The organism is Nafulsella turpanensis ZLM-10, from assembly GCF_000346615.1.
Taxonomy (GTDB): domain Bacteria; phylum Bacteroidota; class Bacteroidia; order Cytophagales; family Cyclobacteriaceae; genus Nafulsella; species Nafulsella turpanensis.
In genome coordinates this window covers 138626-151687 of the sequence record NZ_ANNU01000010.1, presented here as the reverse complement: position 1 = coordinate 151687, position 13062 = coordinate 138626, and the positions used below count along the sequence as shown (strand labels likewise).

Here is a 13062-nt window from a genome sequence, read left to right as displayed (position 1 = left end):
GCTGCGTAAAAGATTAAAGTTTACCTTCTTTTTTCAGCTCTTTTGAGGCCCGTTGAATAGCCTTCGTCCATTCTTCATTCGTTTTCCTGATTTGCTTCGCCCTACGGCTGATCATAGTAACTCTTGCGGTGTTGGCTTTTTTTCCTCCGGAAGAGCTCTTGCAGGCTGCTTGATTTTTACTTTTCATTTTCTTGGGATTCAAGTGGTAAATTGAAAAGTAATGATATGGAAAGGAGAGGATTAGGTTTCGCTTTGGTTCGGGATTGGGGAGGTATTTTTGCGGGTTTACTTCTTAGCTATTAAGCGTCTAGCTGCATGGAACTTAGGGATCATAGTTTGAAATTTGAAATCTATTTTCGTAAACTACCGTTTAAATTATATCACATAAGCTTTGAATATAATCAGTATATTTGCATTATTTACGTGCAATGAAACAGGAAACTCTTAAACGACTCTTTAAATCAATAGAAGGTGATAAAAACGATGACCTTGTCAAAGTTGCTTTGCAAATTATTAAAGAGGAGGAAGATAAGGGACATACAAAGCTGTCGCATCAGCTTAAAAATATTCTAGAGGAGAATGTTCATAGAAATGAGGGTCTTAAGAAGGAGCTAAAGAATATTTTCCCAAATGAGATTCCTATAAGCCAACGTACCAAATCCCCTCTAGTTTCCCAGATTAGCAGACAGGATCTAAGGCATCATATGATTTTGCCTGACATAATTGAAGATAGGTTTCAGAGAATAGAAAAGGAGTATGTTGCAAGAGAAAGGCTTGCTATACATGGACTAAAGCCGTCGCGTAAAATATTGCTTTATGGCTCTCCTGGAAATGGGAAAAGTATGGGTGCAGAAAGAATAGCCTGGAATGTTGGATTGCCGTTTTATAAAGTCCGGTTTGAAGCCTTACTCTCTTCTTATCTTGGGGATTCTCTGAAAAATTTAAAGAGCATATTTGAAATAGTAGGTGGACACCCTAGCGTACTTTTGTTAGATGAATTTGACTTTATAGCAAAGTCAAGATCATATACCCAGGAAGTGGGTGAAATGAATAGAATAGTAAATTTACTGTTGTATTTATTAGATGAGTATGATTCTGAAGGACTATTGATTGCAACTACAAACCTTGAAACATCCATTGATCCTGCTATTTTTAGACGTTTTGATGAAGTGATCGAAATAGGAAAGCCCTCCAAAAATGAGGTTAAAGCCCTCCTCAAGATGTCCTTATCTTCCATGAATACATCTAAAGATATATCATGGGAGAAAATACTAAATGAATTAGGGAATATATCTGCAGCTGAAACAGTAAAGATCGCTCAAAGTGTGTCAAAGCTTGCTATTATGAGCAATGAGAAAATTATAAACCAACAACATTTTGAGAAAATTTTAAAGGAGTTTAATCCTTTAAAGCAATAAATGCATTAAATAGTATATGCCAGATTTTCCTCATTTAGAGCTACCTGTAAAAGTCAAAGGTCAGCATAAGGCTCATGGTGGTGGTAAACCAAATCCCAAAACACAAGCTAACATTCAAAATAGGCAAGTTCATGGTTCGCAGTTAAATAATCTTTCAGGCAAAAAGATAGCTGAGTGGGAAGAGGCAAGGAAGAACAGGCCTGAAAATCTTCCTGATTTACCTGAATCTATTTCTTTATTTTTGGAAGTAGACCCTGGTAGTTTTTCAATTGAAACACTAGAAAGCATCTATGGTATAGAGCTTGTTTCAGAAGAAAGTGACGGATTTATTATCGGAGCTTCAACCGATGTGAGCTTAACCAAGCTTAAAGAGAAAATTGATCAATTCATCAATCAGTCAAGTCCAAAATACAAAAACTCTGCGGCCAAATTGTGGAATATAATTGAAGGGCAACAGTGGAAAGTAGAGCAAATATTATCAGATGAATTAAGGGAGAAATGGGATTTAATAGAAGATAATACTGAATATTATTTTGATATCAGTATTGCCTGTTATGTAAGAATTAGTGACTATCCTGAAAGAAAAGAAGGTGTAAGTGATGAAAAATATCTGGAGAGTCTTGAGCGGTGGAATAAAAAAAGGGAAAGTGCGCAAATAAAGCAAAGTGAGCTGGAGATGGAAAGGCAGACTCTTTTAGAAAATTTCATCGAACCTTATGGAGAAGTGACATCCGGATATATTGGATACGATGATAGCTTTACTTGTAGAATTAAAATTACAGGAGCAGGGATTAAAGATTTGATTTTTAACTTTCCGTACCTGTTTGAGGTGACGGAGTATGATGGTTTACAAGAACCAGCCACGGAACCACAGGAACATGATTTTGAGTATGATCCTGAGTTAATCGCCCCTTCAGAGGATGCCCCAAGAGTTTGCGTAATTGATAGTGGCATTCAGGAAGGACATAAGTTGCTAGAGAAAGCTATAGAATCGGGAAAGTCAAAATCTTATGTGCCTGACGATGGATCCGTAGCAGACAAAGTAGGAAATGGAGGACATGGTACTAAAGTAGCAGGGGCAATCTTATATGGGAATGTTGTGCCTAAATCTGGAAAGTTCCAATTAGAGACTTGGCTTCAAAATGCCCGCATCTTGGACAGTAATAAGTCTCTCGATAAGCTCCTCTTTCCTCCGGATCTTATGAATAAAGTGTTTTCCGATTTTTATGAGAGTGGGAGCACGAAAATATTTAATCTATCCGTTAATTCAAGATTCCCTTGTAGAACGAAGCATATGTCTGCCTGGGCAGCACAAATCGATAAGCTTTCTTATGATAATGATGTTTTGTTTATCGTATCAGCAGGAAATCTAGCACGTTCTACACCATGGAGGAATAATCCTGGAATTTTAGAACATCTGGATAGTGGAGCAGAGTATCCTGATTATCTTTGTAACAATTCCTGCAGAATAGCAAATCCATCGCAAGCGTTAAATGCATTAACGGTAGGATCCATTGGCATCAGTAAATATGAAAATGAGGACTTAATTTCTTTTAGTGATACGGATGATATTTCATCTTTTTCCCGGACAGGCTTAGGAATTTGGGGAAGTATTAAGCCGGAGTTGGTAGAGTATGGTGGTGATTTAGTAAGAGAGAAGAGTTCCATTAATGTAATTCCGAATGATGGCATTTCTGTTGATCTAGTAAGTTCAACGTTAGATGGCACACCTGCAGTAAGCAAAGATATTGGTACATCCTTTTCTGCCCCTAAAGTAGCTCATATTTTGTCCTCAATTCAAAAAGCTTTTCCTGGGGAAACTACTCTTCTTTATCGAGGTCTGGCAGTCCATTCAGCAAGGTGGCCACAAAAAGCGTTTGAGGCTGATAATCATCTAACGTCTTTGAGACATTATGGCTATGGAATACCCTCAAAAGAAAGGGCAATCAGAAATAACCTTGCCAGAATAACTTTCATTCAAACTGATACTATTAAACCAAAACAGGCAAATGTTTATTCCATTAAAATACCAGAAGCTCTCAGAAGACCTGGAGATAACTATCAGATTTTAATAGAGATAACCTTGTCGTACAAAGCTGAGCCCAGGAGAACCCGCAAAGGAACAAAGTCATATTTATCTACTTGGCTGGATTGGGAAACTTCTAAAGAGGGAGAAAAGTTTGGTGCATTTAAAAGTAGAATGCTCAAAAATGTTGACGCCGGGGATGATGCTGACAGCGATAATTCGGGAAGAGGAATTGATTGGGCTATAAGAAAGCAAATTGATAAAGGGATTCCGGGCGTGAGGCTTTCTGAAAGTACCCTCCAAAAGGATTGGGCTATTGTTCCTTCCTATAATCTACCTGAAGAAATTGGCCTTGCAATAATTGGCCATAAAGGTTGGGAGCGAAACTTAGAAGAAGAAGTGCCCTATTCTGTCATTGTTAGCTTTGAAGCTATTAATCAAGATATTGACGTATATGAAATCGTAAAAGTTGAGAATGAAATTGAAGTTGAAGTTAGGGTTTAAAACTGGTAAAGCTTGTTAAAGTTCAAAATTTTGGATTGGATTAGCTCTATCGCTCCCTTAAGGCTCCCCCAGCTTCTCAAACAAAAACCTCACCACCTCCGGTCGAAGGAGCTTGGTATGCTTCTTATACCCGAACCGTTGGAGTTCTTCAAAATAGAGGTGGATCCAGGCTGAGAAAGTTTTGGTGCAGACATTGTATAGAGCGGCCATCTCGTGCTTATAGTACGCTTTTTCTTTTACCCTTGCCTCATCGTCATGTAGATCGACCGGCATGAGCTTTTGTTTGCCATTATGTAGCAGGTCATAATAGGAAGTGGAGACTGGAGCTGACATATTAATGGTGTTTAAGGTAAACTAAATGACCAAAACGATTTATATAAGCCAGAGGAATGGTTTGGGGCCGGCTACCTAAAAATGGAGGATACTCCTCCGGAATATATTCTTCTCCAATATAATTTCCGATGAACCCTCCGATCAGGATAAAGGGGTATGTTTCTTCTGTCTTTAATCGCTTTGCCGCCAGAAAGCCTGCTAAGCTGCCTATTAAGGCCAAGCCTGCTTTTTTCGAGTTTTTAGAGAGTTTCATAAGCTTTCTGTTTGTAGTAAACATTGGCAAAGAGCAGCATGGAAGAAGCCATCAGGGTTCCGGCAGCTATCTTTTTGAGCGTCTGTTTTCTTTCATCCCGGAAATCTACCAAAGTGAGCGTAAAGCTATTCCCATGCTTCTGTCGGTGTATTTTAGCCAGCTGCATGAATTGCTGATAGTCCTCGATATTGGCAAATACGATACAGCCTGCAGAGTATTTATCAATCGTTTTGGTAGTTCCGGTCTGACTGGCCCTGTGAATATTAATGCCAAACATCCCTTTATCTTCCAATCCGGTTTCAAGCAGGTTGAATAAGCCCCTTCTGTCATAGTTTCTGATTACCGTCACCTCTTTTACCTGCACCAAGGCTTCATAAAGTCCCTGGTGGTATCCGATGGCATAGGCATTTTCATACTGGCCTTTCTTCAGGAAAGCCGTGCCCTGGGGATTCATTGGATTATCCAGCCAGAATTGCCCAGGGTCCGTGGTACCCTTGAAAATATGGTAGATCCACTTGCCTTCATCGTTCGTGTAGAAGACATGAATCTCATCATCAAAGGCATTGCTTCTTAAGTGCCTGCTACGGTAGGCGACAATGTTGAGCTGATAAGGCTTTTCGTAGATCTTAAAGCCTTTTGATTTTAATATTTTCCGGGTCTTGCTCAGCATTATTTTCTTCCTATAAAATCACTGACTGCATATACCTGTCTTCTGAGCCTGCGCTTTTTAAAAACACCTATGCCCTCTCTGGATCCTCCTTCATTGGTATTCCCCTCCACTGTAATTATCCAATTCTCACCCCACCTATCTACAAAGCCTATATGGGCAGGCCTGCCTAAGTGGGAATACCAGATGCTGAATACATCTCCTGCTTCAGGCTCTTTGCGTTGGAACTTGCCTCTTAGGTAAACTATCCTGCTTATTGTAAAATAGGCAGGTACCCATGCACTATGAGGAGCATCCACCTGCGCTTGCTGATAGCACCAGCTTACAAAGGCTGCACACCAGGGATAGCCGGGACCTAAGCCTGTAGAAGTTAAATATTCATTTACTTCTTTGCCCCGGTTTGCTCCCCCTTGCTCCACAATGCCTATCTGGCTACTGTAGATCTGCCTCACCTGCTCCCTTTTGCTTACAGCACCCTGGCCAGCAGCACTAAAGCAAATAGCAAAGCAAAAAAGATAGAGACAGATAATTTTAATTTTTTCCATGGTGCAATGAGTTGGAAGTCGTGAGCAAATTGATTATCCAGGTAATGATCGGTGGTAGGCCAGATCAGCTTCATCAGGATTCTCACCACTCCATGAAGGATGTATAAGCCGATTACTGCGAAGAGGTATATCTGGAATACACCTGCATCATAAATACCTGCTGTAGGATCCAGCATCCGTAAGAGGATAGGGCTGTTGAACCATAGAAGTAATCCCAACAGAATGGAGGAGAATTCCCGCCAGACCTTGGCAAAGCTCAGGGCTTTTCTGAAAAAGGGTTTGCTTTTATGGATAGCGTTCCCCCACCATTTTTTGAATTGTGTCATTTTAAATCAGTTTTAAATTTTGAGAAGGGGCATAAACGCTTTCTCCGGTTTTGGTTAAGATCTGAAGCACTCCCTTGTGCTCGTTGGTTACATAGCCAATCAGGGTATCGGGATTCAGTAGCGGGTGGATCACCTGGCCATTCCCATTCTTCAGGAGCGTAGGCCTCCTGGTAATAGCCATTTTTAAAAGCTTTGCATCTGCCTCATAGCCTTGTAAACTTCCAAAGCCAGATAAGGACCATACGCCTCCGGCATTCTGTTTCAGGCCCATCCTGCTGAACTCTGCTCTTATCTTTACCTTGGCCGGTTCATTATTGGCAAAGGCTACGCTTAGTAAAGCATTCACTAAAGAAGTAACTCTTGTTCCGAATATCCTTTTATTTATGAAATAAGCACTCACGGAAGAATACTGGCTGACATTCTGAATTTTTTGAAGACCTGCCAGTACGGCAAATAAATTTCTTCGGTTGGCGGCAGCAAGAATTTCGTCAGCAACCGCCTTATAGTTCGTAGAACTTGCAACACTTACACTCGTTTGAGCCGAGCCTGCTGCATTTTTTCCTACAATTTTCGAGAAATCGCTTTCAAAGACTATTTTGGCATATCCTGCAGCTTCCAATGCATTTTCAGTACCCCGGCCAAATACACCATCTACTTCACCGTTGGGCTTCATGCTGGTGCTTCTAATATGGCTTGCAGCTTGTCCTCCCAAGGCTATTAATGCCTTTTGAAGCATGGCCACCAGGTTTCCTTTTGAGCCGTTTTTCAGAGGGAAGTTTTCTTTGTTGACCTGGATAATCTGTTTTACCTCCTGATTCACCACCGGTTGAACCGTACTTCTTTTAGATGCATTGATGTCCTGCAGTAAATTATAAACCAGGTATCCACCACCCAACAAAATGCCTGTACCTAACCCGTAAAGAATATATTGCTGTGTATTTATCTTTCTACTAATGGAGGACTTAGTATTGCTGTCTGGAGCAGGCTTTTTAGAAGTAGTGCTCACTGCTTTTGAGGGAATATTTCCGGTACCCTTCCATTTTTGTCTGCTATTGTGGGGATTTTTCATATTCCTCTTACGATTTTGAGTTTAAAATCTGCATTGCCTGAATATAATCCTCTGTCGATAATTCATCTTTGAGGTCTGCAGCCAGGTTATTTCCATACAAATCGCGGTACGCATTCTGCACTTTTGAAAACATGGCTTTGCCGGGAATTTCTTCTAACGTTCTGAATACAACTTCTTCATCCGTTCCCCATCCAAACCAGGTATCATTCTCAAAGGCCATCTTCAGCTGCGTGGCATAGGCGGCAGGGTTCCCTTCATACAAGGCATTCTTTTCCCGCAGTCCCTGCTTCAGATTTTTCACCATATAGCGGATTCCGATAAAGGTGCCTGCACCAGCGGCTGTAGCCAGAATGGCTGCCACTATCTGGCTGCTCACATTTACCTTGGGTAAACTTTTATATGCCATCATAGCCGGAATCATGTTAACGGATGCCTAACTTTATTTTGACCAGATTCCTGACCAGGGGGTCGGAGTTGAATAACTTATTCATTTTGATGACTCCCTCACCGCTTACGCTGATGATCATATTTTCAAGGGCTTTCTGTACGGCCTTCGCTTCCTCAGTATCCTTGGCTTTAAACCGAATGGGTAAATTAAATTCCTGCATTTTCTTGGTCTTTTAACTGTTCTTTAGGTTCACTCTGTACCTCTTTATGATTTCTGGATGCTTTCCTTATCCTGGACAATTGGTTGAGGTAATACATTATTTTCTGCATAAGCTGCAGGTCCTCTTTTACCGCCGTTCCCATCAGGGAGACTATCTCAATCAGCTGCTCAAACTGTTTATCGTCAAACAGGCTTCTGAAGTATTCAGCGATATTTAATAAATTCCGCTGCTCCTCATCTAAGCCCGACGTTTCCAGCATTTTTCCCTCATCTCCGGCAAGCTCTCCCAGAGAGGCTGCCAGGCTTTTCAGCTCCCGGGGATACCTTCTTGCCAATCCGCTGATGGCGCCGGGCAGCAGCGTTTTGCCTAGCTCTATCAGGCCGAATTTCTTTGCCAGTTCCTCAATCTCCTGTGATTTCTCCTCCAGCTGGTCTTCGGCTTTTTCCAGCTTCTTTTCCAGCTTTTCGATTTCTCTGTTAAGATGATCCCTTTCTTTTTTCAGTGCCTCAAAGTCCCTTCGCAGCAGCTCTTCCTCCAGCATTTTATTGACCCGAATACTCACTCCATTCAGGCTTTCTTCGCTGCTCCGGCTCAGCTCTTCCAGTTTTTCCCTGAGCTGCTGATTTTCAAAAGCCGCTTTTTGAAGGGCCAGCTGACTGGCTAAAAGCTGCGGATGCTGATTTTCATTTTCACGCGAATCACTACGGGAGACTTTCAGATGGCCATTGCCATTGAGCTTGTAATTGACGTATGCACTTTCATTTGACAGACCCAGCAATTCCATTTCCTCATATTGTTCATCTGTCAGGCGAACCGCCCCCGGATTTCTTTTTCTATGTTCCTGTCGTTCTTCCATTTTTACTACTGTTGAAAAATCACCTGGATGAATTGTGCTCGTCTTGTTGAGGAAGTGTAATTGGTAATCCGGATCTGGTCGGCATGCTCATGTACATTTTCAGATAAACTGGAGTTGCCGTAATCATATTCGCCATAGTCTGATTGGATGGAAATTCCTTCATCTGCCGAGATAAGAAAATAGATTTCATTGAAGGCATTAATTTCTTTCGTTACTTCACCCTGAATGAGCAGGTCATGGTAGCGCATCAGAAATTTGTCATAGCCTCTTTCCTTCACTCGCTGTTCGGCATACCGGAGAATAAATTCTTCGCTCATGGTCTATCCTTTAAAGGCACCGGCTCTTCCTCTATCAGCAGCCATACTTTGATGCGGTAAGGAAACTCCCTTACATTCCCGGCATCTTTATAAGCGCCTGTGATGTATCCGGTGTTTCCCTCCACATCCACTACCTCCATGTTCAGGTTAACAGGAAAGTCAAAACCTTCTGAGAAATCTATTTTTGACAGAAGGTTGGTTTCTTCCTGGTTCTCCTGATGCTGACTGTCGTATACATCAGCCTTAAAAAAGAGGCCCTTCTTCTCAAATAATGCGATTTCTCCTGTTTTCATGGCTGAAGTACCTGTTGAATGATTTCTATTTCAATCTCGCTATGGTTATCTTCCTGGCTCTTCCAGATGTAGTAATCTTCCCGGATACCGGTTGCATCATCAAGTATCGAAGTAGTTGCCGGATTTCTGGATTCTACAGCTTTTCCACCCATTTTGATGACCGGATTACCCAGACGCTTAGGTTGAGCATAATAGGTCCAGTCATCGTGGTCATGATCATCATCGTCCTCATCCTCATCGTCCTTATGATGCTCTTTTTCATTGGGCTGAATCCGTATAACAGTTCGTTCAGAAAGGATAAGCTCTGAATCTAAAGACTTGATAAAGCTCTCAGAGGATTGTTTGCCCGGTCCTGTTCCAAAGTAGCACCTGCCAAAGACAGTAGGTTCGCTCATATCGCTGACGGTGCTGCAAACAACGATGCCCACCACTTTCGTGGCATTGAAGGGAAGCTTTTGAGCAAAAGTCTCGTATTGTCCTTTTGCATGAATCTCAATCTCCACAGCAAGCAGTTTTCTTTTAAGTAAAAGTGACTGGTATTCTTCCTGCTTGTCACCTCCCAGAGCTGTTATCTGCCGCTTTTCTATTTTCCGGAACATCTTAAATCCTTTCTTCTATTAAAAGGATCACCTTCACCTGGTAGCCACTTTCAATAGGTGCCCGCTGATGATCTTTATCCTCATAGCGGAGCTTCACGGATAGATCTCCCGGAAGGACATCTCCTAACTGAAAGAACCTTTCATGCGGGCCTACACTTACAGAAGACATCAGGAACTTACTGTCAAATCCTTCCGGAAAAATCTCATCACCGCCGATTTCTATTCGTTGGGCACCACGGTAATACAGTTTATCAGGATAATCGGAAGAAAGCTGGATAGCCCTCACAGCGATGGTTTTCTTATTCAGCTCCCAGTTAAGGGGACTGTAAGACTTATTAGCCTCGTTTACAGAAAATGTAAACACCTTCCTGATTTCTCTGCTTTCCTTTTGCATCCGTACTTACTTAATGGTTGTTCCGAAATAGTTCAACTGTTACGCCGGTATCGTAGAAGTACCGCCCAACACTACCTTGATCATGGATTTATCCGGGGCATCCTCACCAAGCTCAATGGTAAATTCAAATTCCTCGTCGTCCCGGATAAACCGTGGATTTTCGAGGTAGTAGGTGCCCAGATTGATGGTAGAGTTATTATCGGTAATAAACTCCTGCATGGGTCTTTCGTCAATAATCAGCTTCTTATTGGCCATCAGGGTAAATACACCATTTTGCAGACCGGCGATCTTTTTGATCGAATCAAAGTTGGCCATTTTAATCGCTTTCTTCCATTCCGAATCATTGGTGGGCACTTCGCCTTCCAGCATACCGGCCAGTAAGATGATGCGGTTGCAAAGGAAAAGTCTGTCTTTAGGAAGCTTCGTCTGGGTAACATTGGTTACACCGATCTCTTTGGCATCCTGGGTTTCGAACATATTGATATTCGCTTTTCCTCCGGACCTCTTAATGGAATAGTAAGCAGCATCCGCTAATTGCAGCCTGCCTTCCTTGATGTCCAGTGCCATCTTCACCATGGCAGGATCGTACTTTTTACCGGCATCTCGGAGGGCCGTATGGGCATTGACAATTTCCAGGAATTGTTCTCTTGAACCTTTTCGCATGTTCATTTTAGTTATGATTTTGGTTGAAATTTTTTTAGTGGAATTTTCCTTAGGCGATGGCGTTTAGCTCCAGTTCATCGACACCTGCCAGGGCAGTAATATCGGTGCTGCCCAGATAGCCCTGTAACTCGCTGATATCAGGGCTGCCAAATCCCTGCACATTCATGCCTGTTATATTTTCAGGGTTTCCCTGTTCTAACTGGCGGATAATTTCATCCACCTCCGAAGTATCAAAGCTGCCCCTGTCTACCATTTCGCTGCCTACAAAAACCATGGGTCGTTCTATCGCTGCCAGTTCTCCTAAATCCATTTTCTCTGCCAGGGAAGGGGAGAACTTGTCCAGGTATACCTTTTTACCGAGTGCTTTCAAGGAGCTCAATGCTCTGTTCTTAGCGCCTGCAATTTCCTGCTGAAGGCCATCCATTCCCTGCATCTCCTGTTCTTCTGTTTTTGAAATAAAACCATTGGAGGCGACCATGCCTACACCGGCAGCAGAAAGCCAGTCGTATTTGTACCAGGCTGCTCCAAAGAGGGTGACTATTCCTACGAGCAGGCTTGGCCTGCCTACTGCTGAACCGATCAGCATGCCCACTACGCCAGATCCCAGTTTCTTTCCGGTTTCGATAAGGCTTTCTTTTACCATTTCACTTTTTTCCATTAGACTAATATTTGTTGACCATTAAAATTTTCTACAGTAATACTTTCGGAGCAAGCTTGTCCTGCTTTCTAGGCTGCTTTTTTTTGCTCGAACTCTTTGAGGCCTTTGCGTTTTTTGCTATTGTATTTGCTGAAGGACTGTCTGAGTTGCTTTCTTGCTTTGCTGTCCCTGTTTTGGGTTTGCCCTTTACTTTCTTATTGGAAGGGATGCCGCTGACTGGTTTGCTTTTCTTGCTTTTTGACTGCTTTACCGCATACAGGATTCCGCCTGCAGCTACTGCGACCCCTGCGCCGACTATCAGACTGGTTTTATTCTTTTGGAACCAGCTTAGCTCTTCTACTGTGGAAGGCTTTTGGGGTGGTAATGTGATAGTTGGATCATTCGTAAACCTTTGGAGCGGTTGCGGTACTGTTGTTTTCGGAACAGTAGTTTGCAAGGCAGTAGTGCGCGGAATAGTTGTTCGCGTTACGGTCGATGGTCGTACCTGCAGGATGCTACTACTGGTCCTTGGAGTAGTGTAGCTTTGCCTGACAGCAGTTTGAGCTACTTTTGGGGCAGTATAGCTTTGTGTGACCGGCTGCGTAATCCTTGGTAGAGAGGGAGCTGGTGCAGATGGTGGTTTAGCAGTACTTATCAGGCTTTGAACCTGGTCTTTGGCATTTCTTGCTTTATCAAATACACCGGTGATCTTGCTGAGTAAAGCTGCTACGGAACCAACGGCAGCAGAAGCAGCTGCAATAGCAGTAGATGCTACTAGACCTAATCCTTCTATCTCTTCATCCATGTACTCCTCTACCAGATCGGGATCAGATTCCAGAATAAAGCGCTCGAATTCGTCAGCATATTCCGTCACTTCACCTAAACCCTCCAGTCCGCTTAAAGGCACTGCTTTATCTTTATTGCCTTTTCCTTTCAGGATAGCATTTTTCAGATTTTGCTTCTTGCCTCCGGCTAATTCATAAATTTGATTTGCCTTCTCGATAGCTCTTTTCAGCTTCCCAAATTCGGACATGTTTACCCCCCTTTTTCTTGCTTCGGCATCGCTGAGGTATCCGAACCGTAACCTTTCCGCTACTTTAAAAAGGTTTAGTTTCATGGAAGCCAGAAAACCGTTCCTAAGCAGAATGGTAGCAGGGTTGGCGTAGCGATTGACCGTGGAGATAACCGGTTTCAGGATTTTCTTTCCTGTGAACTTAGCTGCTGTAGAAATACCTTTGGCAACCGGCTTTAGCACTTTCTTTCCTACAAATTTGGCGGCATTCTTAAGACCTTTGCCAATCTTTTTGAGGAAGCCTAATTCACCCAAGCCATCTACCATATACAGGTTTTCCTCTGCATCGGCATACATGATTACATTGCCATCTTCATCCTGAATTTCATAGACTATTTCAGGATTCTGTACATAACCCAAGGCTTCCAATGCTTCAATCTGTGCGCCATTCAATCCATCTGTATAATCATATTCAACCTCTGCAATATCAACTGAATCGAGTCCGGCGGCATCCATGCCATCTAATCGGTGTAACTCCATGA

19 protein-coding genes are annotated in these 13062 nt (G+C 42.5%); 2 read left to right on the top strand and 17 right to left on the bottom strand.

Going from position 1 to position 13062, the window contains the following annotated elements; all coding sequences use genetic code 11:
* Window positions 1-13: 13 nt before the first annotated feature.
* Complete coding sequence (locus tag F752_RS26205; protein WP_160164086.1) at window positions 14-187, bottom strand: hypothetical protein; 174 nt, start codon at window positions 185-187, stop codon at window positions 14-16.
* 241 nt (window positions 188-428) lie between these two features.
* Here F752_RS26205 and F752_RS0105470 point away from each other — a divergent pair, with 241 nt between their 5' ends.
* A complete protein-coding gene (locus F752_RS0105470; RefSeq protein ID WP_017730726.1) occupies window positions 429-1418 on the top strand; it encodes an AAA family ATPase in 990 nt (329 codons plus the stop codon).
* Between the two features lie 16 nt (window positions 1419-1434).
* Window positions 1435-3948, top strand: a complete 2514-nt coding sequence (locus F752_RS0105465) for a S8 family peptidase (RefSeq protein ID WP_017730725.1) — start codon at window positions 1435-1437, stop codon at window positions 3946-3948.
* 57 nt (window positions 3949-4005) lie between these two features.
* Here the strand turns inward: F752_RS0105465 and F752_RS0105460 are convergent, their stop codons facing one another.
* From F752_RS0105460 to F752_RS0105385, 16 genes are read right to left on the bottom strand one after another with little or no spacing between them, the layout of a single operon-like run.
* Window positions 4006-4281 carry a DUF4248 domain-containing protein gene (locus tag F752_RS0105460; protein ID WP_017730724.1) on the bottom strand — a complete coding sequence of 92 codons (276 nt, stop codon included), beginning with the start codon at window positions 4279-4281 and terminating at the stop codon, window positions 4006-4008.
* A gap of 1 nt (window position 4282) precedes the next feature.
* Window positions 4283-4534, bottom strand: a complete 252-nt coding sequence (locus tag F752_RS0105455; protein ID WP_017730723.1) for a hypothetical protein — start codon at window positions 4532-4534, stop codon at window positions 4283-4285.
* Entirely contained in the window at window positions 4521-5204 is a 684-nt protein-coding gene (locus F752_RS0105450; RefSeq protein WP_017730722.1) for a hypothetical protein, read from the bottom strand. Before F752_RS0105450 ends, F752_RS0105455 begins: the two co-directional genes overlap by 14 nt.
* Window positions 5204-5653: a CHAP domain-containing protein gene (locus tag F752_RS0105445; RefSeq protein WP_017730721.1), complete on the bottom strand. Its 450-nt coding sequence runs from the start codon at window positions 5651-5653 to the stop codon at window positions 5204-5206. The genes F752_RS0105450 and F752_RS0105445 overlap by 1 nt, the downstream gene beginning before the upstream one ends.
* Before the next feature lie 14 nt (window positions 5654-5667).
* Window positions 5668-6072, bottom strand: a complete 405-nt coding sequence (locus tag F752_RS0105440) for a hypothetical protein (RefSeq protein WP_017730720.1) — start codon at window positions 6070-6072, stop codon at window positions 5668-5670.
* 1 nt (window position 6073) lies between these two features.
* Window positions 6074-7141, bottom strand: coding sequence for a peptidoglycan-binding domain-containing protein (locus F752_RS0105435; RefSeq protein WP_017730719.1), 1068 nt, complete (start codon window positions 7139-7141; stop codon window positions 6074-6076).
* 7 nt (window positions 7142-7148) lie between these two features.
* Window positions 7149-7550, bottom strand: a complete 402-nt coding sequence (locus F752_RS0105430; protein WP_201766049.1) for a hypothetical protein — start codon at window positions 7548-7550, stop codon at window positions 7149-7151.
* A gap of 13 nt (window positions 7551-7563) precedes the next feature.
* On the bottom strand, window positions 7564-7749 hold the full coding sequence (locus F752_RS0105425) for a hypothetical protein (RefSeq protein WP_017730717.1): 186 nt from the start codon (window positions 7747-7749) through the stop codon (window positions 7564-7566).
* A complete protein-coding gene (locus F752_RS0105420) occupies window positions 7736-8605 on the bottom strand; it encodes a coiled-coil domain-containing protein (protein ID WP_017730716.1) in 870 nt (289 codons plus the stop codon). Before F752_RS0105420 ends, F752_RS0105425 begins: the two co-directional genes overlap by 14 nt.
* 5 nt (window positions 8606-8610) lie before the next feature.
* On the bottom strand, window positions 8611-8922 hold the full coding sequence (locus F752_RS0105415; protein WP_017730715.1) for a hypothetical protein: 312 nt from the start codon (window positions 8920-8922) through the stop codon (window positions 8611-8613).
* Window positions 8919-9215 carry a hypothetical protein gene (locus F752_RS0105410; protein WP_017730714.1) on the bottom strand — a complete coding sequence of 99 codons (297 nt, stop codon included), beginning with the start codon at window positions 9213-9215 and terminating at the stop codon, window positions 8919-8921. The genes F752_RS0105415 and F752_RS0105410 overlap by 4 nt, the downstream gene beginning before the upstream one ends.
* On the bottom strand, window positions 9212-9814 hold the full coding sequence (locus F752_RS0105405; RefSeq protein ID WP_017730713.1) for a hypothetical protein: 603 nt from the start codon (window positions 9812-9814) through the stop codon (window positions 9212-9214). The genes F752_RS0105410 and F752_RS0105405 overlap by 4 nt, the downstream gene beginning before the upstream one ends.
* Window position 9815: 1 nt before the next feature.
* Window positions 9816-10208, bottom strand: a complete 393-nt coding sequence (locus F752_RS0105400; RefSeq protein WP_017730712.1) for a hypothetical protein — start codon at window positions 10206-10208, stop codon at window positions 9816-9818.
* 39 nt (window positions 10209-10247) lie between these two features.
* On the bottom strand, window positions 10248-10871 hold the full coding sequence (locus F752_RS0105395; RefSeq protein ID WP_236613982.1) for a hypothetical protein: 624 nt from the start codon (window positions 10869-10871) through the stop codon (window positions 10248-10250).
* 49 nt (window positions 10872-10920) lie between these two features.
* Entirely contained in the window at window positions 10921-11529 is a 609-nt protein-coding gene (locus F752_RS0105390) for a hypothetical protein (protein WP_017730710.1), read from the bottom strand.
* Between the two features lie 31 nt (window positions 11530-11560).
* On the bottom strand, window positions 11561-13060 hold the full coding sequence (locus F752_RS0105385) for a hypothetical protein (protein WP_017730709.1): 1500 nt from the start codon (window positions 13058-13060) through the stop codon (window positions 11561-11563).
* Window positions 13061-13062 lie beyond the last annotated feature (2 nt).

What these genes read in the sequence shown, in the direction of transcription:
- F752_RS0105395 (WP_236613982.1), bottom strand. Translation starts at nt 10,871, where the DNA reads ATGCGAAAAGGTTCAAGAGAACAATTCCTGGAAATTGTCAATGCCCAT.
- F752_RS0105405 (WP_017730713.1), bottom strand. Translation starts at nt 9,814, where the DNA reads ATGTTCCGGAAAATAGAAAAGCGGCAGATAACAGCTCTGGGAGGTGAC.
- F752_RS0105460 (WP_017730724.1), bottom strand. Translation starts at nt 4,281, where the DNA reads ATGTCAGCTCCAGTCTCCACTTCCTATTATGACCTGCTACATAATGGC.
- F752_RS0105420 (WP_017730716.1), bottom strand. Translation starts at nt 8,605, where the DNA reads ATGGAAGAACGACAGGAACATAGAAAAAGAAATCCGGGGGCGGTTCGC.
- F752_RS0105455 (WP_017730723.1), bottom strand. Translation starts at nt 4,534, where the DNA reads ATGAAACTCTCTAAAAACTCGAAAAAAGCAGGCTTGGCCTTAATAGGC.
- F752_RS0105450 (WP_017730722.1), bottom strand. Translation starts at nt 5,204, where the DNA reads ATGCTGAGCAAGACCCGGAAAATATTAAAATCAAAAGGCTTTAAGATC.
- F752_RS0105425 (WP_017730717.1), bottom strand. Translation starts at nt 7,749, where the DNA reads ATGCAGGAATTTAATTTACCCATTCGGTTTAAAGCCAAGGATACTGAG.
- F752_RS0105440 (WP_017730720.1), bottom strand. Translation starts at nt 6,072, where the DNA reads ATGACACAATTCAAAAAATGGTGGGGGAACGCTATCCATAAAAGCAAA.
- F752_RS0105435 (WP_017730719.1), bottom strand. Translation starts at nt 7,141, where the DNA reads ATGAAAAATCCCCACAATAGCAGACAAAAATGGAAGGGTACCGGAAAT.
- F752_RS0105390 (WP_017730710.1), bottom strand. Translation starts at nt 11,529, where the DNA reads ATGGAAAAAAGTGAAATGGTAAAAGAAAGCCTTATCGAAACCGGAAAG.
- F752_RS26205 (WP_160164086.1), bottom strand. Translation starts at nt 187, where the DNA reads ATGAAAAGTAAAAATCAAGCAGCCTGCAAGAGCTCTTCCGGAGGAAAA.
- F752_RS0105470 (WP_017730726.1), top strand. Translation starts at nt 429, where the DNA reads ATGAAACAGGAAACTCTTAAACGACTCTTTAAATCAATAGAAGGTGAT.
- F752_RS0105385 (WP_017730709.1), bottom strand. Translation starts at nt 13,060, where the DNA reads ATGGAGTTACACCGATTAGATGGCATGGATGCCGCCGGACTCGATTCA.
- F752_RS0105465 (WP_017730725.1), top strand. Translation starts at nt 1,435, where the DNA reads ATGCCAGATTTTCCTCATTTAGAGCTACCTGTAAAAGTCAAAGGTCAG.
- F752_RS0105410 (WP_017730714.1), bottom strand. Translation starts at nt 9,215, where the DNA reads ATGAAAACAGGAGAAATCGCATTATTTGAGAAGAAGGGCCTCTTTTTT.
- F752_RS0105415 (WP_017730715.1), bottom strand. Translation starts at nt 8,922, where the DNA reads ATGAGCGAAGAATTTATTCTCCGGTATGCCGAACAGCGAGTGAAGGAA.
- F752_RS0105430 (WP_201766049.1), bottom strand. Translation starts at nt 7,550, where the DNA reads ATGATGGCATATAAAAGTTTACCCAAGGTAAATGTGAGCAGCCAGATA.
- F752_RS0105400 (WP_017730712.1), bottom strand. Translation starts at nt 10,208, where the DNA reads ATGCAAAAGGAAAGCAGAGAAATCAGGAAGGTGTTTACATTTTCTGTA.